This window comes from Roseiconus lacunae (genome assembly GCF_008312935.1).
Classification (GTDB): domain Bacteria; phylum Planctomycetota; class Planctomycetia; order Pirellulales; family Pirellulaceae; genus Stieleria; species Stieleria lacunae.
On record NZ_VSZO01000012.1, the window covers coordinates 203,355 to 223,252 of the forward strand.

The window sequence follows — 19,898 nt, forward strand, 5'->3', positions numbered from 1 at the left end:
ACGTGACTTCGATGACGCACCGAAATCATTGCGGCACACCAATGAAACGAACTGGGGTACCCTTGTTGCGGCGAACGTTTGATAATAGGCGACTCCCCCGACGCGGCAAGCAACATCCATCCGTGGAACCCACGACTGACAAGGACGCCCCAGTCATGTGCTCCCAACCTTTGAATTTTCACCTAAATGAATATGTATTCTGGTTACCTAGACGAAATCGAAGAACGCAAGAAAGCAGGTCTTCACCCCAAACCGATCGACAGTGCCGACCTAATCAGAGAAATCATTGAGCAGATTAAGGATGCGACAAATCCTCACCGCGAGGACTCGCTGAAGTTTTTCATCTACAACACCCTTCCCGGGACCACCAGCGCCGCCGGCGTGAAGGCTGAATTTTTAAAGGAGATCATTCTCGGTCAGTGGACCGTTGCCGAGATTTCTCCGGAGTTTGCTTTTGAACAGTTGTCACACATGAAAGGCGGGCCGTCGATTAAGGTCCTCCTGGATCTCGCTCTCGGTGATGACCAAGCGATCGCGCAAGAAGCGGCCAAGGTACTCAAGACGCAAGTCTTTCTATACGAAGCGGACACGGGACGACTGAAAGAGGCGTTCAAACAAGGCAACCCGATCGCTCGCGAGATCATCGAAAGTTACGCGAAGGCAGAGTTCTTTACCGACCTTCCCGATGTCCCCGAAACAATCGATGTGGTGACCTACATCGCCGGCGTAGGCGATATTTCCACCGACTTGCTCTCGCCTGGTAGCGAAGCCCACTCGCGATCCGATCGTGAATTGCACGGTAAATGCTTGATCGACACCAAAGCTCAAGAGGAACTCGTCGCACTTCAAAAAGAGCATCCGGACAAACGAGTGATGCTGATCGCCGAGAAAGGCACCATGGGTGTCGGCTCGTCACGGATGTCGGGCGTCAACAACGTCGCACTTTGGATCGGTAAACAGGCGAGCCCTTACGTCCCGTTTATCAACATCGCCCCGGTGGTCGCCGGAACCAACGGCATCTCGCCCATCTTCTTGACCACCGTCGGCGTCACCGGTGGCATCGGTATTGACCTGAAAAACTGGGTCAAGAAGACCGATGCCGATGGCAAGGTCGTCGTCGACGCGGACGGCGAACCGATCTTGGAGCAGGCCTATTCCGTTGACACCGGGACCGTGCTGACGATCAACACCAAAGAGAAAAAGCTCTACAAAGGCGATCAAGAACTGATCGATATTTCTAGCGCACTGACGCCGCAAAAAATGGAATTCATGAAGGCCGGTGGCTCTTACGCCGTCGTCTTCGGCAAGAAACTGCAAACGTTCGCGGCGCAAACGCTGGGCGTCGATGTCCCGCCGGTATTCGCGCCTTCGAAAGAAATCTCGCATGATGGCCAAGGCCTGACCGCGGTCGAAAAGATCTTCAATAAGAATGCCGTCGGAAACACCCCCGGCAAAGTACTGCATGCCGGCTCGGACGTCCGAGTCGAAGTCAACATCGTCGGCTCTCAGGACACGACCGGACTGATGACATCGCAGGAACTGGAGATGATGGCGGCGACGGTGATTTCGCCAATCGTCGACGGCGCCTATCAATCGGGATGCCACACCGCATCGGTCTGGGACAAAAAGGCTCAAGAGAACATCCCAAAACTGATGAAGTTTATGAACGACTTTGGCTTGATCACCGCGCGTGATCCCAAAGGCGTCTACCATGCGATGACCGACGTGATCCATAAAGTGCTAAACGACATCACCGTCGATGATTGGTCGATCATCATCGGCGGCGATTCGCACACCCGGATGTCCAAAGGGGTGGCCTTTGGTGCGGACTCGGGAACGGTCGCTTTGGCGCTCGCCACCGGTGAAGCGTCGATGCCGATCCCGGAATCGGTGAAGGTCACCTTCACCGGCGAGATGCAAGAACACATCGATTTCCGTGATGTCGTTCACTCAACGCAAGCACAGATGCTACGAAAATTCGGCGGCGACAATGTGTTTCAAGGCCGAGTCATCGAAGTCCACATCGGCACACTTGCCGCCGACCAGGCCTTTACGTTCACCGACTGGACCGCAGAGATGAAGGCGAAAGCCTCGATCTGTATTTCACAAGACGACACCTTGATCGAGTCTCTGGAAATTGCCAAAAGCAGAATCCAGATCATGATCGAAAAAGGCATGGACAACGAAAAACAAGTTCTCCAAGGATTGATCGACCGGGCCGAACAACGGATTGCGGAAATCAAGTCAGGTGAAAAACCGGCGCTCGCCCCAGATCCCAACGCAAAGTACTTCGCCGAACTGGAAGTCGACCTCAGTCAGATCGACGAACCGATGATCGCCGACCCCGACGTCCACAACGAGGACGTCTCCAAGCGTTACACCCACGACACGATCCGTGACCTGACGTACTACGGCGGCGAGAAGCATGTCGATTTGGGGTTTGTCGGTTCCTGCATGGTGCATAAAGGCGACCTCAAAATTGTCGCTCAAATGCTTCGCAACCTCGAGGCCGACCGAGGGACGGTGCAATTCAAAGCCCCACTCGTCGTTGCCGCGCCGACGTACAACATCATCGACGAATTGAAGCAAGAAGGCGACTGGGACGTCCTGCAGAAATACTCCGGCTTCGAATTTAACGATTTGCTTCCCAAGCAAACCGCTCGCACCGAGTATGAAAACATGATGTACCTAGAGCGTCCGGGCTGCAATTTATGCATGGGAAACCAAGAAAAAGCAGCCAAGGGTGACACCGTACTCGCCACCTCGACGCGACTTTTCCAGGGCCGAGTCGTCGCGGACTCCGAACGCAAGAAAGGCGAATCGTTACTCGCATCGACCCCCGTCGTTGTGCTCGCCGCGATCCTTGGTCGAACCCCAACGATCGCCGAATACAAAGCGGCCGTCACGGGAATTCAACTGACCAAGTTTGCCCCCCCTTCGGACCCGATGAACTCCCGCGGGCCTGCAGATTTAGTGTCGTTCTAGGCGCGACGTTACTTCAATCAATAAGTCGGTTCGACATCGTCCATCCGCGTCGCCACGATCGTGGCGACGCGGATCTTTTGTTGGTGAATGATCATGCCCCTGCGATCCGGTAAACTGTTGACGTCTGGTTCGCACGAAAGCCTTTTCTTTACCGCCCGGTGATTTTTGGGCCACCGCTTTCGGCGAGATGTTTGTTTCATTGGATCTGTTGTCATGCCCGAGCCAACCGTATCGGAATCTACCGTCAAACCGAATGCTAAACCACAAGTCGTCGGCATCGACTTGGGAACAACGTTCAGCGCAATCGCCTATGTCGATCACCGTGGCGAACCGCAAACGATCCCGAACAGTGAAGGCGATTTGGTCACACCTTCGGCGGCGTTGATCGAAAATGACGAGGTCACCGTCGGTAAGCAAGCACTCAAAGCACAGTTGACGCTCCCCAGTCAAGTCGCGACGTTCGCCAAGCGTGACATCGGAAAAGACGCGATCGCGCGAACGGTCAACGGACAACAATTAAAACCCGAGGTCGTCGAGTCACTGATCCTACAGCGTTTGAAACGTGATGCCGAAAAACGCTTAGGCGTGGATGTCAAACAAGCCGTGATCACCGTCCCGGCCTACTTCAACGAACCGAAACGCCGGGCAACGATGCGAGCCGCAGAACTCGCCGGGCTGGAAACATTGGCAATCATCAATGAACCCACCTCCGCCGCGATCGCCTATGGGCTTAGCAAACAAAGCGAAATCCTTGGGCCGCAGACGGTGCTTGTCTATGACCTCGGTGGCGGGACATTTGATGTCTCCCTCGTTCACGTCGATCACACCGACATCAAGGTCTTGGCGACCGATGGAAATGCGATGTTGGGCGGTGTCGACTGGGACCGCTGCTTGGTTCGGTGGCTGGACGATCAGTTTGCCTCCCATTGCGGAGTCCGATTGAGCGAGACCGACAGTGGCGTCGCATTCCTAATGCACGAAGCGAACGAATTGAAACATGCCTTGTCGTCACGAACCGAAGTCAAGGTGTTGCTGACTTATCAAACGGCGACACTAAAAACAAAGCTGACGCGTGAACAGTTCGAAGACCTGACCGCCCATCTCTTGGATCGCACACGTTTCACCGTCCGGAAACTGATCAAGGAAAGCGAAACCGAATGGAGCGAGGTCGACCAGATCGTTCTCGTCGGCGGAAGCACCCGTTTGCCGCAAGTCGTGACCATGCTGACCAGCCTGAGCGGCATCGAACCAAATCAAATGGTTTCCCCGGACGAGGCAATCGCCCACGGCGCGGCGCTCTATGCCGACGCAATCTCTCGTCGAAAAATCCCCACCGACCGATCGCATTTACCCGAACCTGGATTGAACATTTCGGACGTCAATGCGCATGACCTCGGGGTGCTGGGAATCGACGTCGAAACACAGCTACGAACAAACTACGTCATGATCAAACGGAACACGCCGATCCCGACGACTTTAACAGCTCGCTTTGAAACGCTGAGAAACAATCAACGAAGCGTCGTCGTCGAAGTCGTCGAAGGGGGTGACCGTCGCGGTCGCTATGGGACGCACCTGGGCCGGTGTGTGCTCGGTGGGCTTCCCCAAGGGTTGCCCGCGGGAACCCCGGTTGATGTGACGTTCCGCTATACCCACAACGGGCTGATGACGATCGAAGCCCGGTTGCCGAAAACGGGACACCAGGCGTCGATCGTTGTCGAGCGTCACAGTTCCGTCGTCTCCTCGGACTCCATCGACGATTTTGATGCCGAATGGACGCTGCTGGAATAGACGAACTCGTTTGCCAAAACTAGGCTCTACCGTTTCAGTAGCGGAAACCACCAACGGCAACCGCCCCCGTGTGCTGCCGTCCTGGTCACCACTGTCACTTCCAAACTTTCAACATTGACGTTTCATGGCACGAACCGCATCGATCTCCCGGAAAACCGGCGAGACAGACATTCAACTGACCGTGAATTTAGACGGCAATGGAGATGGCCAGCGGGATTCAGGGGTCGGCTTTCTCGATCACATGCTGGACTTGTTAGCCCGCCATGCGCTAATTGACCTTGATGTCACCGCCAAAGGCGACCTGCACGTTGACGATCACCACACGACCGAAGACATCGGGATCGCACTCGGGGCGGCAGTCGATCAAGCCCTCGGTGATCGTGCCGGCATTCGACGCTACGGTCACTTCACGCTGCCGATGGACGAGTGCCTTGTTACCGCCGCCGTCGACCTTGGTGGTCGGTACGCGTTTGAATATCACGCCCCAATCGCACCCGCAAAGATCGGCACGTTCGACAGCGAATTGATTGAGCACTTTTGGCAATCGTTCGCCGCCAACGCCCGCTGCAACTTGCACGTAGTCTTGCACCACGGCAAGAATTCACACCACATTGCCGAATGTGTGTTTAAAACGCTTGCCCGAGCGATCCGTATGGCCGCCGAATCAGACCCGCGGAGCGATGCGGTACCGAGCACCAAAGGCGTGCTCTAGCGCCGAGCCATGTGCCGATCGCCGCGATGACTTATCGAGCGGTGATCGAATCGAGTGCAAAGTCATCCCGAGCATCGAACGGGTGAAACTGTCGTGCGATTCGCTTGGCCAGAATATTGCCGACGAACAGCTTTCGAAATCTTGCTTCGGTCGTTTCGCTGGTCGATACGCCGCCGGCAATTGTCGGATAGGTGAAGTCCTCGACATCGGTGCTGAAGAGCACTTCGCCGCTTTTTGATTCGATGACCGAAAGGTGGATATTCGCTTGCCCGCGGAACAACGTCGGCCCTTCCTGGAGCGACAGATTGAGCACCTCGATCGCCACGACCTTGTCTGCTTTGACGCCTCGTCCGATCTCGGCAAAATCGATTTGGTCCCAGCCATGAACGTCGCGCCAATTGGCGACCTCGTCGTCACGAACCAATTCGATATCTTTGACTTCGCTGGTCAAAATCTTTCCGACCGCATGACTGAGCATGGTGGCGGAGATGTCGTCACCGAAGCGACTGTTTTCGGTAATCGTCACAACCGCGACGCTACTCTTTTCTAAGCCTTCGTAAGCCGCAGGCGTCAAGTCGGCACCGGTGACATGCATGAAGTTGGCAATCAGCGGGGCGCACCCAGTGGTCGCAACGGTGAGCACTATCCACACCAGCGTGAAACATTTTGCGGCTGCCATGAGTTTCACACGGCGATCGTTAATCCGTCGGGTTCGCATCGGCAAGATTCCCTTTTTGCCATCGTCGTTGTTCAATGAAACCGATCGGTACGCAATTCCACTGCCTGCGTGCAATGGCAATCGGATCAAAAACGACAAACGAAGTGCGAACGCACGCAGAACCAAGCCCCGCTTTGAACTTGTCCACCAAGGCTAAAAATTTCCTGGAACACGCTTTGCGTTTTCGCAAGGCACTGCAGATCAAGCGGACTCATTTTCGGCAAGAGTGCTTTTAGTTCCGTGCCATTCTCCCTCGCAGACTCACGCCTTTCTCTCGCAGCGACCAATCGTGCATGTCGTCGTACGTCGAACAGTCGTCTCGAATCTCGCGAATCCTGTCGACGATGCCCTACTCGGGTAGCTTATGGCAACCATCCGCTCCCGGTTGTCTCTGTCCGGGATGATGAAGTGGTTCGATTCGGCGATGGTCTTGTATTCGATCGTAATCGTGCGAGTTATTTGGTTGCGTTCGGCGCTGCCTCAGTGTCGCTCAGTTCCCCGAACCCGAAGCGGAAGTACCCTCGATCGGCCGACCAAGTCAGAGACGTTTTAATTTATCGTGATTGGAAGCGTTTTCAGCTCGGAGAGCTGAACGACATTGTCGTTCGGCTCTGCTGACGCGTGCGACCTAGGGTTTTCCGAGCGAGCTTTCACCGACGTCTTTGCCGTTGGTGCTTGCCGGGGCGGAATTCGCCTCGACCGGGGCAACATCGACACTGACTTTTAGCGTGTTCGTTCCGCCACCAAGCACCACGCCACGCATTGGGCTGACGTCGCCATAGTCTCGACCGACACAAATGGGGATGTGATCCGTCGAAACCAAACAGGCATTCGTAGGATCGAGTCCCAACCAGCCGAGCTCCTCACCGGCGTAAATCTCTAACCAAGCATGCGACTCGTCCGCCCCGACCAAGCGTTCTTTCCCCGGCGGCGGCTCCGTTCTCAGGTAGCCACTGACATAACGGGCGGCCAATCCGATCGATCGTAGACAAGCGATTTCGACATGGGCGAAGTCCTGGCAAACGCCCGCACGCAACCCAAAAGCTTCTTCGGTCGTCGTGTCGACAGTCGTTGCCGTGGAATCATAGCGAAAGTCGTGGTTAATACGTCGAGTCAGATCGAGCGCCGCTTCGACAATTTTGCGTCCCGGTGCAAACGACTCGCCGGCATACGCGGCAAAGGAATCCGACGGCACGATCCTTGGCGATCGATATCGGTGCTCTTCGATGTGTGGATTCAGCCATCCAGTTTGCTCGCGAAGCGCCTGCTCCCAAGGTATCAGTGCTTCGGCGTCAGAGATCACCGGCTTTGTCACCGTAACACGGCTCTCCACCACTACCCGCAGCGCGGTATGAATCGACTCGATCGAAAACGTGGTGACGAGGTTTCCAAAGTAATCGGAGTGTTCGTCCCAGCTATTCGGATCGGGGTCGATCCGCACCAACGTATCATGACAAACGAGGTTCCCGCCATCGACCGGCTGCATCCGAATCTGGTTTTGACAAGCCGCAACGGGCTCGCTGTAGTGGTACTCGGTTTGGTGACTGATTCGATAGGAAATCTGACGTGGCGATTCGGCAGAGCGTGGCGTCGGCGCCGCCATTTGCCCGTTTGTTTGAATCGGTGCCGGAAATGCCTGAGCCTGAAACGGCTGAGCCGGATTCGGTTGCATCTGAATCGGCTGAGGCTGTGGCGAACGAAGTTGATTCGCGGAAGACTCTGTTGGATGAAAATGACCGTTGTTCATCGCTCCGTCCCCGTCAATTGCTGCGTTGATTCGGTATGGATCAGGTAACGCGCGTTGATCTGGTTGAACAACTCTGGCAGCTCTGCTGCGATCTCTTCGAGCAATCTCTGGAGGTTTTCCAGCCGACCGTCTTTGGCGAGTTCGGAGAGCTTAATCGGATCGGCGGTCGTGACCCGAAACTGTAGTCCCGACACGAGCCGAAGGATCGCATCCAATCCCGCCGGTCCTTCGACCGTCGGAAGCTTGTCCATCAACGAGGCGATTCGATCGAACTGAAACTGCAACGAACGAGGGTTGGTTTCGTCGGTGACCAATAAATCGATCACCGGTGCGAGCTGGACAAGGTTGATGTAGCGCGATCGGTAGGTCATCAAGCAATCAGAAACCTCTAGGGCGGCTTCACAAATTTGCTTGCCGTTCTCCGTCGGCGGACACAACATCGTCGTTACCAAATCACAGATACTTTCGGCGCGCTCGATCCGTCGCCCCAATTCAATAAACTGCCAGACATGCGTGCGTACGACGCTTTCGCTGGTCAGCCCTGCGAGGGCGAGCAAGTCGACGATCAATCGCCCCGAACGATCGAGGGCTTCGTTGATGGTCAACCCCTGTGCGGTGCCCGCGTCGGCGCTCGGTTTCGCCGGCGGGGTTGAGGACTTCGCGGCGGCGTTTACCACTTCAAGATTTGCGTCACGATCGCCCCTTCGTGACTCATCAAAATCGATCGTGTCATCGAAATCGATCGGCCGGTTCAGATCTCGCGCGGCGCGTTGGATGATCCGATACGCATCGATCGACAATCGGTCACGGACCGAAGCCGCGTTGTGCAAGATGGCGTCCATCGATCGACAAAGCGAACGCGACTGAACCCGGTCTAGCACCGCCGCCGGTAAAACTTGGTCGATCGCCGGAAGGTTGCTCGAAAACGGTTCGACGGCATAACTCGGTTCGATCTGCCCTGCCGAAGCGAGGGCGTAAATCAATCGTCGAACCTCAGGCAGTGTTTCCCAGTTATCTTCGCCGGAAACTCGATTGAGTGTCGTTCGCAATAATCGTGCGGCCGACTCGGCGCGTTCGGCATAGCGTCCGAGCCAAAACAGATGTTCCGCGACACGGCTAGGCAAATCCGCGCCGCCGCGACGAATGGTGATCGTTGACTTTGTGTCTTTTAAGAGCGTCTTGTGTTGGTCGACGGATTTATCACTGGTCACCCAGCAATCCAACGTCGTCCCGCCACTGGTCAACGAGCGAGCCAACTCCAGTTCGTCTTGCCCTGCCCTGGCAAGTCCCCCGGGGAGCACTTCGATTCCCTTGGGCGTATTCAACTGAAACGAACGCAACACGACCTTTTGTGATTCGATCGAATCTCCGGTCCACAACGGCGTGCGACTGAACCGCAATCGACGCTGCGCGATGTACCGTTCCGGATTTCGGTTCAGCTTCCCAAGGAACTCTTCTTTCGCCGCTCGATCAAGCTCGGACACGACGATCGGACGTTTCCCGGTAACGATGTAGGCTTCGCGAAACGCAAACTCTTCCAGGTTTTGTAGCACCGCCGCCAAGTCTTCGGCAGCGCCGCACCAGTACGTTTCCGCCGAAGCGAGGGACAACGGCTTCCCGAAAAAGAACTCGTTGGCCTTGCCCAGGTACGCCATCAACGCCGGGGTTTGGGCGAGCACACTGCCCACCGTGTTGACCACCGAAACCGTCCGTCGGCGAATACATCGTAGCAGTCCGGTAGCGCCTTCGATCGACGCGGGATCAAGTTCTAACGGATCGCAGCGACGATCGCTGATATGACGCCACAACACTTGGATCGGCTTTAATCCGCCAAGCGTTTTCATGTGTAGCTCGCCATCGCGGACCGCTAGATCACTTCCCTGAACAAGCAGCAAACCTAAATAGCGCGCCAGATAGGTATCTTCGAATTCTCGGTAGCTCCCACTCGGCGGAGTCAGCAGCGCAATCCTTGGATTGTCTTTTTTAGACGGAGCCAATTGGCGAAGATGGTCGTTGAGCGATTCGAAGAACGATGCCAACCGCTGCGTATTGGTACGGCGGATCAGAGTCGGCGTTACCCGGCTGGTCACGATCCGGTTTTCCAGTAAGTACCCAAGCCCGCTCGGCGCTCGCGTGCGGTCACCAATCACCTTCCATTGGCCATCGGCGTCACGTGCCAAGTCGGTCGCCGAAACGTGTAACTTCTGCACGTTCGGCGACAATTCATGATACGCGCGATCGTAGGTAGGATCTGACCACAGCAGTTCGCCGGGAATGATCCGCTCACGAATCAATCGTTGGGGACCGAGCAGATCCCCGAGTACCGCTTCGAGCAGCATGGTGCGTTCGGCCAAGCCTTCTCGAAGCCGCTGCCACTCGGCCTGCTGAAACAAAAACGGGATCACAGACAGACGCCATGGACGATTGGCATGTGGCTGTGCCGAGCCGGGTGCATGCTCGGCCGGCTGAAACGTCACCCCGTTGTCGTGGATGAACTGATCGACCGATTGCGAACGGAGCTTCAGGATCGACGGACCAAGTTGCTCTAGCTCCGATGAAATCAAGCTCCAATGAGGACGAACCGCACCGGCGACATCAACTCGTTCGTCGAAATCGTTGGTAAAGTTTGTCGAATGGTTCCACAGGGAACTCGATTGAAGCATGGTGTTCAATGAAGGCGGATCCCGGCTGACGTCGCAAACGCCTGAAAGAGCATCGTGTGGCAGTGGTGCGGCACCGCCGTTGTAATTTAGTCGATCGCGGCATCCTTCCCTGTCACCATTTTGCCTTCCGGATAAAGCAATCTCGAATCTTTATCGACGCTCAATCGACAAAACGCGTCGATGTCCGGCCAAATCCTTGACGAAACGGGTCTGACCGTACTCTTCGAACTGTTCGGCAATCTTAACGCAAGCGTCGGCAATCATCGGACTCAGTTCGATGATCAGCCGCCCGCCCGACTTCAGTCGGCCACGAGCCTGGTCGATCAACCGCTCGATCGTTTCGGTCCCTGCAGGCCCGGAAACCAACGCGGTCTTGGGTTCAAAGTCCCGAACCGTACGGTCCAACTCGGCAAATTCAGACTCACTGACATAAGGCGGATTGCTGAGAATCAGATCGAACTGCTGTGACGAATCGATGCTCTCAAGTAAGTCGCTCACGACAAAGTCGACCCGATCGGCAACTTCGTGTTGATCGGCATTCCAGCGAGCGATCTCCAGAGCGGGCTCGCTGATGTCAACGGCGGATAATTTGGCTGATGGACAATGTACGGCAAACGAAACTGCGATCGCCCCACTGCCGGTTCCAATGTCGGCGACCTGAAGCGGTGCGCCTCGATCGTCGCCGCTTGCCGCCTGTAGCGACTTGCCTTGCAGCAACTTCGCACAATCAAGTGCTTCGATCACCAAGTGCTCGGTTTCGGGTCGCGGGATCAGCGTGTGTTCGTTGACTCGAAATCGCAACGAATAAAATTCCTTGTACCCGACCAACAGGGCGACCGGGGTACCCTCACCACGTCGCCGGACGAGTTCACGGAACGCGGCGCGTTGCTCCGCATCGGGTTCCTGCTCGAACGCGGTATACAGCTCGATTCGGCTGCACTGCCGGGCGTGGGCGAGCAAGATTTCTGCATCCAGTCGCGGCGAATCGCTGCCGTGCTTGGAAAAGAAGTCCGTCGTCCACTGCAACAATCGCAGGACGGTCCACGTTTCGGCAGACGTTTGATTCTCAGACATTAATCGATCATGTCCCCACGCATTTGATCACGATCGTACTCGATCAAAGCCTCGGTCACCGGAGCGAGGTCGCCAGCGATGATCTGGTCGAGCTTGTAAATCGTGAGATTGATTCGGTGATCGGTCAGGCGATTTTGGGGAAAGTTGTAGGTACGGATTCGCTGGCTACGGTCTCCCGAACCGATCAAGCCCTTGCGCTGCTCGGCCTGCTTGCTCGCTTCTTCTTCGCGTTTCTTTTCGTAGATCCGCGCTTTCAAAACGCGCAGTGCCTTGGCCAAATTTTTGTGCTGGCTCTTTTCATCCTGGCACTGGACGACGATGCCGGTTTCATGGTGAGTCAATCGGATGGCCGATTCGGTTTTGTTGACGTGCTGCCCGCCCGGACCGCTGGCACCGAACTTGTCGACACGGTAATCGTCCGATTTCAGGTCAACCTCGACGTCTTCAGGCTCCGGCATGACGGCAACGGTTGCGGCGCTGGTGTGAACACGACCCTGGGTTTCCGTCTCGGGAACCCGCTGGACGCGATGACCGCCTGACTCGTAAGCCAAATCACGGAAAACGTTTTCGCCTTCCAAATTCAATGTGATTTCCTTGAACCCGCCCATGTCGGAAACGCTGCTCTCGAGCACTTCGACCTTCCAACCGCGAATTTCTGCATAGCGACGGTACATCTCGAATAAATCCCGCGCGAAAAGTGCGGCTTCTTCGCCGCCCGTCCCTGCGCGGACTTCCATGATGCAGCGGGTTCGGTGCGAATCTTCACCGCCGACGGTCATCGACAGCAGATCCTCCCAAAGCACTTCGCGTTGCTGCCGCAGTTGGGACATTTCCGCTTCCGCCATCTCACGCTCATCGACGTCTTCGGCGGCTTCGGCCATTTCCTTGCACTCGCCAATCTCGGTACTCATCCGCTTGAACTCGCGGTACTTTCCTGCGAGACGGGCCAGTCCGCCATGTTCGCGCGCGGTCGCGCTCATCCGCGCGCCATCACCGAGTACTTCGGGATCAGACATATCGCGTTCGAGTTGCTCGAAGCGTGCGAGTTTTTCTTCCAGCAGGTCGCGGATGCCGCTCATGGGTCTCGGAGATTAAAGAGAAAGAAAGGAGAAGACGCCCATCGATCGGGGGCTTGGCCGACCGGTGCATCGTGTTGAGACCTGCGTCATGAAAGCCTGAACGCGGATCGATCCGATGCTGACTGTAAACAAAAACCGCATGATCCTGTACCGGTGCAAGGGACCATGCGGTTACGTCTGCCTTGTCGTGAACTCCCGACCAAGGGGAATTCACGCGGCCAAAATGGCGTCGCTATTTCTTCTTCTTGCCTTTCTTCTGCAAACTTCCGTAGGAACCCGCAGCAAACTTCTTCTGGAACTTGTCAATTCGTCCCGCGGTGTCCACAAATTTCAGCTTACCGGTGTAAAACGGGTGGCAAGCGTTGCAAATATCGACCTTCATCTCGCTAGGACGAACCGAACGGGTTTCGAAGGAATTTCCGCAACCGCAGACGACGGTAGTTTTTTCGTACTTAGGGTGAATGCCTTCTTTCATGGCACTAATTCTCACATGTCATTCTATGGAGGGGGTGGCCTGGCGAATGTACAGGACCACGAAGCCCCAAAGGATAGGCAAACGACTACCGAATCGGCAAGTGCCATTCAGCTTTTTGACGCAAACATCGTTCCAGCCAGCGGTGTTCCCCGCAAGCACCGCTGCCTTCCGCCACCAGCGAGCATGCAGCAAGCTAAATAGCTGCGGTCCCGGCAAGCTTATCAGAACGGCCACTGAAGTGGGGGAAAGGCCTGTGCTCTCGCCCGGACCGGATTGATTCCCAAGACCAGCCGAACGACATTCGCCAAGGCTGAGCAGCAACAGGCAGAACTCGTGACCGCCGACTGAAGACTCGCTCCCGTATCCCAAATTGGATCAAAGCGTTCGCTTGATCGGAAGCGAATGAGTCACGGCATCGGACTTCAGGAACAAAATCGGGTGCACCGCGTACACGCTTGAGCAAAATCCCGTCCTGCCTGAGCAAAATCCTATACACCTGCGCGAAACCACTGCGTGGCTGGCGAAGAAGCCAACCGGATCGAAACTCAGCCGAGTTCACAACGGCCGAACGGCCTGTCAACCTCGCGAAGCAAGATTAACAGGCCGTCGCCCGACCAGTCTGCACTAGTAATCTTTTGATGTCGTCAAAACACGATCCAATTGATCCGTGATCGCGGGTCGAACTACTCCTTCGGCAACAAGACCTTGTTGATGACATGGATCACGCCGTTGGATGACTCAATGTCTGCCTTGGTGACTTTGGCGTTGTTGATCATGACCGCGTCGCCTTTGGTCGAGATACTGACCGTCGACCCCTGAGCGGTCTTCGCGTCCTCCAACTTCACCACTTGGCTGCTCATCACTTTGCCCGGGACGACGTGATACTTCAGGATGCTGACAAGCTTTTCCTTGTTCTCTGGCTTCAGCAATGTTTCGACGGTTCCATCGGGCAGTGCTTCGAAAGCCTTGTCGGTCGGCGCAAAGACAGTGAATGGACCTTCGCTCGACAACAGCTCGGCGAGCCCGCCTGCCTTGACCGCGGCAACCAAGGTATTGAACTTCTTCGCTTCGACAGCGTTCTCGACGATGGTCTTGTCTGCGGTTCCCGCAAAGGCTTGAACGGCCACGGTGCCAGCCAATACAAACGCCACTGCCATGCTCATGATCTTACGCATTCGTTCTCTCCACGTTTCGATTTGGAAGATGGTCTGCGAAAGTTTCGCAAGGCAACGTGCTTGCGATGGAGGGATGATGAAACCTTCGCGGCGACCCGATCTTCGCTTGGGGTGCGATCGAACTGTGCGACCACGGCAAGTGAAAAACGGTCGCCGAAAGAGATTTTTTTTGAACGCTTGACCGACAGATATAAAGACGATTCGTTCGCTCACTTCTTACTGACTTAGGCTTGGTAAAAAAGTTCTCCGGCGCGGTGTTAACGCAACGTTCTGCGAGCGGTTACACGAATTTGTTGCCACAACGCGTCGGACGTTCTCCGTGCAAATGACCAGGCATTGTTCTCCGCATCTGCTTCTTTTCCGAGCAGCCAACAAGCCGCAGTCGGCGCCCTGGCCATTGATCATGACGCCGTCAAACACGGTGAATTCACGTTTCCGCGAATACCAGTGTTAACGCGATGCGGTTTGGTTGCTCGCTCAGCTACCAAACTGGTTTCATATGAACTGCGATGACAACACCGCCCAGGGTCGCAGAGACGTCAAAAAATTGAACAACTTTTTCGAACCAGTAGCCGCGAAGATTCTGGTCAGAGAAAAAAGATTGACGACGCGTGAATCCGCTTAGAAAACGGGATACCGCGACACCAGAACGCACGTACTGACCGGCGAACGGCTTTCGCAATGTCACCCTGTCATGCGATGTTCATCACTATCTAAAAATCGGGCTTGACCAATTAGCCGATCGATGTGCGTGATGCCCCAACAACGTGCCGGGTTTGGTGGCGCAGGAATGGAAGGCAAGCCGGTGTAGAAGCGACTTCGCGGGGCGTCGAACCAACAAATCAAAGCTGCCCCGACTGACGCATTTCTTCGGCTACCGAATCGATGATGTCGTCAAGGTTTTTTGATGCAATGAAACCGATCGTTTCTTTGATTCGAGTCAGATCGGGCACACGGCGACGAATATCTTCGAACGATTCGTCATACGCATCGGCGTATGACTGATACTTGATGTCGACCTTTGGATTCACACGTTCGATCACACGCTTGGCCAAATCAAGAATGGAGATTGGCGAATCACTGCCGATGTTGTAAACCCGCCCGTGCGCACCGGATTTTTCGACCAAACTGACGACGGCATGGACGACGTCATCGACATGGGCAAAACACCGGATCTGTTTACCGTCGTCGTGAACGACCAACGATTCGCCTCGCAGGGCTGCGGCGACGAATCGTGGCAAGACCATACCGTAGGCACCAGTTTGACGAGGCCCGACGACATTGAAGAAGCGACCTACGACGACAGGTAGTTGGCGTTCCTTATGAAACGCGAGGGCTAAGAACTCGTCGATCGCCTTGCTGACCCCGTAACTCCAACGCGGCTTCGTTGTCGCACCAAACACCAAGTCGTCTTCTTCACACCACGTGTCCTTAGGATTCTTTCCATACACTTCGCTAGTGCTGGCGATAAAGCACGGGACAAGTTTTCCGCGTCGGGCGCGTTCGCCGAGACGGTCGAGAATCAATTGTGTCGGATAAACGTTGCGCTCGATCGTTTGGATGGGCTGCTTCGCGATCAATGCGACGCCAACCGCGGCGGCTAAGTGATAAACACAATCGGCACGCCCGACGACCTCCGCGACCAAACGGTCGTCCTCCACACCGCCATCGATAAACTCTAGCCGCGGGTGGCCGAGAATTGCTTCGAGATTGGCCCGATTGCCGGTCGAAAGGTCGTCAACGATCAGAACGTGGTCGCCGCGGTCAAGCAATTTCTGCGCAAGGTGCGACCCGATGAACCCGGCTCCACCGGTGATCAGCTGTGTTTTTCCCGTGGGAGCGATTTCGTTCACTTCTTCAGATGCCGTTCAAGAGTTCGGACAGTGGGCAGTTCAGGCGAATGGGGGCCCAAATCGAACCTCCGAGCAACCCAAAGCACAGTTGTACGCGTCGACTAAGCCGGATGGTTCACCGGTATCGATGGAAACTTTCCACCGCTAAATTGGATTAATCTTCCCCCATCGCCGTCATCGGCTCAATAATTCCGCCGTCGACCAACGCCCTTCCCTCCGATAACGATTGATTGCCATGATTCAACATGACACCGTCCGTACCGGATTCATCGCCATTGTGATCGGATTAACCGGAGGCCTGGCCCCGGTCGGATGTGGTGATTTTGGAACAGCAACGGCGGTCGCTGCGGAATCTACCGAGGAATCGATCGCGCTGTACGCCGACGCGGCAAACGCCCAAACGGGCGGTGCCTACCCATTGGCGATCGACAACTGGAAAAAGTTTCTTGACAAATACCCCGATGACAAGCTGGCCAGCAAGGCGGCGCACTACCTCGGGGTTTGTCACATGCAAAAGCAAACGCCCGATTACGTCGCCGCCGCAGAGGCGTTCGCACTTGCGCTGAAAGACAAAGAATATGAGCTGCGTGAGGAAAGTCTCGCCAACCTAGGGTGGTGCTACTATGCCGCCGCCGGTGATGGCCCCAAGCGTGACGAAACACTGCTTCGCAAAACGATCGACACGTTTGATCTGTTGCGAAAGGAAAGCCCCCGAGGCGACTATGCCGATCGCGCGCTCTTTTACACCGGCGAGGCAGCTTACGGGTTGGGCGACCTAGAGAAAGCTGTCGACGCCTACAATCGGTTCCTTAAACTCGCGAAAGCCAAGGACTCTCCGCTTCGCTGCGATACCCTTTATGCCCGAGGCATCGCCTACGAAGAACTGGGCGAAGCGAAAAAAGCGATCGCCTCGTTTGACGAACTCTTGGAAAGCTGTGCCGATAGCCCGCTGGTTGCTGACGTCTTGTTGCGCCGCGGTGACCTGAGTATCGCCGCTAAGAATTTTGAAGCGGCGATCGAATCGTTCGACCAAGTCCTCGCTAAAGCTCAAGCGGATGAAGACAAAGCGTATGCGATCTTTCGCCAAGCGTACGCATTGGTGCAAGCGGGGAAACCGAGTGAGGCCGCACTCCGCTACGACCGGCTAGAAAAGGAGTTTTCAAACACACCGTATGCGGCCAATGCGACCTTGGCCGCCGGGCAAAGTCTCTATCGAGCCGGTGACACGGACCGAGCAGCCGAGCGGTTCCAGGCGGTGATCACGCAAAACAATCCGGCCGCGGCCACCGAAGCAGCCCACTGGCTTGCGCGTATCGCGATCGCCAAAAACGCCCCGGAGGCGGCCGCAAAAATTGCACGAGAACAAATCGATCGCGGGGCCGAAGGTGACTTCCTGTTTGACTTGAAGGTGGACTTCGCCGAAGCACTCGCCGCGACCCCCGCGACGGTAGCCGAATCAATCCAGGTCGCCGAAGAAGCTTACCGTAGCGCGCCCGACGATCCGCTCGCCCCCCGCGCTCTCTACAACGCCGCATTTTCACTGCTGCAACTTAACAACTACCCAAAAGCGGGTGAGCTTGCCGGCGAGTTCTTGCGGCGTTTCTCGGGTGACCCGTTGGCGGCAGACGTCAAGTTTATCGCCGCCGAGAGCGACCTGATGACCGGCAAGATCGACGACGCAATCACGAAGTATCGGAGCTTGCTCGATCAATCGAACGCCGACGAACCCCAACGCCCCGTTTGGGTGCTTCGCACCGCGATGGCCTTGAATCGCAAACAAGACTATGACGCTTGTATCGAGTTGCTAAAGAACGAATACGAAACCATTCAAGTGGATTCTCAAAAAGCGGAGGCACAGTTCCTGGTCGGCCAAGCCCACATGCTCTCCGATCGTCCGGCCGACGCCGCGGTGTCGTTTTCTCGCTGTGCGTCGCTTGTTCCGGGAACCCCTCGTGGTGACGAAGCAACCCTTTTGCGTGGCACCGCATTGCTTGCTGCCGGCCAAAGTGATCAGGCCACGACCGAATGGCAATCTCTGATCGACGCAAACGGATCGACCCGGATGGCCGATCAAGCACGATACAAGCTTGCCCAACAAGCCGCGGACGCCTTGCGTCACGAAGACGCAATCGCGTTGTATCGTCAAATCATCGATGCAAAACGCGACCCTGGCTTGATTCCGTATGCCTTGTATGGACTTGGCTGGTCAAGCATGGAACTCAATCGCCATCAAGAAGCGATCGCGCCGCTTAGTGAATTGATCGATCAATCTGCCGACCACCCGTTATTCGATGATGCCTTGATCGCCCGTGGGATCAGCCACCGCACGGTCAACGACCTGCCCGCGGCCACGCAAGACTTGGAGCAATACCTGGAATTGAAACCGACCGGTGAGAACCTGGGGCACGCCTTGTTTGAAATGGCGATCGTCGACCAAAAGAGCGACCGCAATGACCAAGCCGCCGAACGACTCGTCCGACTGATCAACGAAGTCCCCGACTATCCGGGGCTGGACGAAGTGATCTACGAATTGGCTTGGTCATACCGGCAAGCGAACAACGATTCCGCCTCGGTCAAACAATTCAAACAACTGTTCGATCGTTACCCCGAATCGAACTATGCAGGAGAAGCCGCCTACTTCGTTGCCCAAGACGCTTATCGTCAAGCGGATTGGTCGACTGCGGCGAAGTACTTTCGTACCGCCGCCGAAAAAACCGATGATGCATCGACCAGCGAAAAAGCCCTGTACCGATTAGGCTGGTCACTGTTCAAAGACGCCAAACTGGGGGAAGCCCAACAAGCGTTCGCAGAACAAGCGAATAAGCATCCCCAAGGCAAAATGGCAATCGATGCCCAAATGATGGTCGGCGAATGTGCCTTCAAGTCGAAAAACTATAAAGAGGCGATGGCAGCCTATGCCGAAGGCCGCAAACACATTCAAACCAACGATGACTCTGCCAAGTCGATTAACGAAGCCGCCGAACGACAGGTCCGCGAATTGATCCTGCTACACGGCGGACAATCCGCCGCGCAACTGAAACAATGGGACGATGCGATCGCGTGGTATGACGAATTGAAAACCCGCTTCCCCGCGACTGCCTATTTGCCCCAGGTTTACTACGAGACAGGCGTTGCCTACCAGCAAAAAGGTGATACGGATCGCGCCCTGGAATACTTTAAACAGGTAGCCGAACGGTATCGTCGCCGTGAAGTTGGCGCGCGGGCTCGCTTCATGTCCGGCGAAATCTACTTTGGCAACAAACAGTTCGACAAAGCAATCCCAGAATTTCAAGCGGTGATGTTTGGGTTTGGAAGCGAGAACGCGCCCGCCGAAATCAAGAACTGGCAAGCCAAGAGCGGTTTCGAAGCGGGTCGATGCAGCGAGTTATTGATGCAGAGCGCCAAGACGACAGATGCCCGCAATCGAGCCAAAAAATTCGCAACGCAGTTTTACCAGTATGTCGTGGACAAACATGCCGGCCATGAACTGGTCGAGAAATCAGCGGCACGTTTAAAGGCACTGCAGGGAACCTGAAGGGGACGGAATCGACCTACGCCGAAGAATCTGGACCCGGCCGGACGGCTTCCGATATTCTAGGACTGATGCCGCCTCTCGATTTAATCACTCG

Annotated in this window: 12 protein-coding genes; 4 read left to right on the top strand and 8 right to left on the bottom strand. The window is 55.7% G+C overall.

The window, feature by feature from the left end:
• The first annotated feature begins 186 nt into the window (after positions 1 to 186).
• The 3 genes from FYC48_RS17040 to hisB all read left to right on the top strand — a co-directional run bounded on the left by FYC48_RS17040 (position 187) and on the right by hisB (position 5,485).
• The gene (locus FYC48_RS17040; protein WP_149497935.1) at positions 187 to 2,985 is read left to right on the top strand and encodes a bifunctional aconitate hydratase 2/2-methylisocitrate dehydratase; all 2,799 of its coding nucleotides are present in this window, start codon (positions 187 to 189) and stop codon (positions 2,983 to 2,985) included.
• 213 nt (positions 2,986 to 3,198) lie between these two features.
• A complete protein-coding gene (locus FYC48_RS17045) occupies positions 3,199 to 4,773 on the top strand; it encodes an Hsp70 family protein (RefSeq protein ID WP_149497936.1) in 1,575 nt (524 codons plus the stop codon).
• A 124-nt stretch (positions 4,774 to 4,897) separates the two neighbouring features.
• Entirely contained in the window at positions 4,898 to 5,485 is a 588-nt protein-coding gene (gene hisB / locus FYC48_RS17050) for an imidazoleglycerol-phosphate dehydratase HisB (protein ID WP_149497937.1), read from the top strand.
• A 31-nt stretch (positions 5,486 to 5,516) separates the two neighbouring features.
• Here the strand turns inward: hisB and FYC48_RS17055 are convergent, their stop codons facing one another.
• The 8 genes from FYC48_RS17055 to FYC48_RS17095 form a co-directional block, all read right to left on the bottom strand.
• Entirely contained in the window at positions 5,517 to 6,239 is a 723-nt protein-coding gene (locus FYC48_RS17055; protein ID WP_149497938.1) for a hypothetical protein, read from the bottom strand.
• 592 nt (positions 6,240 to 6,831) lie between these two features.
• Complete coding sequence (locus FYC48_RS17065) at positions 6,832 to 7,950, bottom strand: transglutaminase family protein (protein ID WP_315853781.1); 1,119 nt, start codon at positions 7,948 to 7,950, stop codon at positions 6,832 to 6,834.
• Complete coding sequence (locus tag FYC48_RS17070) at positions 7,947 to 10,613, bottom strand: circularly permuted type 2 ATP-grasp protein (RefSeq protein WP_149497940.1); 2,667 nt, start codon at positions 10,611 to 10,613, stop codon at positions 7,947 to 7,949. The genes FYC48_RS17065 and FYC48_RS17070 overlap by 4 nt, the downstream gene beginning before the upstream one ends.
• 150 nt (positions 10,614 to 10,763) lie before the next feature.
• Entirely contained in the window at positions 10,764 to 11,687 is a 924-nt protein-coding gene (prmC, locus tag FYC48_RS17075; RefSeq protein WP_149497941.1) for a peptide chain release factor N(5)-glutamine methyltransferase, read from the bottom strand.
• Positions 11,687 to 12,766, bottom strand: a complete 1,080-nt coding sequence (gene prfA / locus FYC48_RS17080) for a peptide chain release factor 1 (protein ID WP_149497942.1) — start codon at positions 12,764 to 12,766, stop codon at positions 11,687 to 11,689. Before prfA ends, prmC begins: the two co-directional genes overlap by 1 nt.
• Positions 12,767 to 12,998: 232 nt before the next feature.
• A complete protein-coding gene (gene rpmE, locus FYC48_RS17085) occupies positions 12,999 to 13,241 on the bottom strand; it encodes a 50S ribosomal protein L31 (protein WP_149497943.1) in 243 nt (80 codons plus the stop codon).
• A gap of 683 nt (positions 13,242 to 13,924) precedes the next feature.
• Complete coding sequence (locus FYC48_RS17090; RefSeq protein ID WP_149497944.1) at positions 13,925 to 14,416, bottom strand: fasciclin domain-containing protein; 492 nt, start codon at positions 14,414 to 14,416, stop codon at positions 13,925 to 13,927.
• An 842-nt stretch (positions 14,417 to 15,258) separates the two neighbouring features.
• On the bottom strand, positions 15,259 to 16,269 hold the full coding sequence (locus tag FYC48_RS17095) for an NAD-dependent epimerase/dehydratase family protein (RefSeq protein ID WP_149497945.1): 1,011 nt from the start codon (positions 16,267 to 16,269) through the stop codon (positions 15,259 to 15,261).
• A gap of 235 nt (positions 16,270 to 16,504) precedes the next feature.
• On the opposite strand from FYC48_RS17095, the gene FYC48_RS17100 reads away from it, so the two are divergent.
• A complete protein-coding gene (locus tag FYC48_RS17100) occupies positions 16,505 to 19,804 on the top strand; it encodes a tetratricopeptide repeat protein (protein WP_149497946.1) in 3,300 nt (1,099 codons plus the stop codon).
• Positions 19,805 to 19,898: the final 94 nt, after the last annotated feature.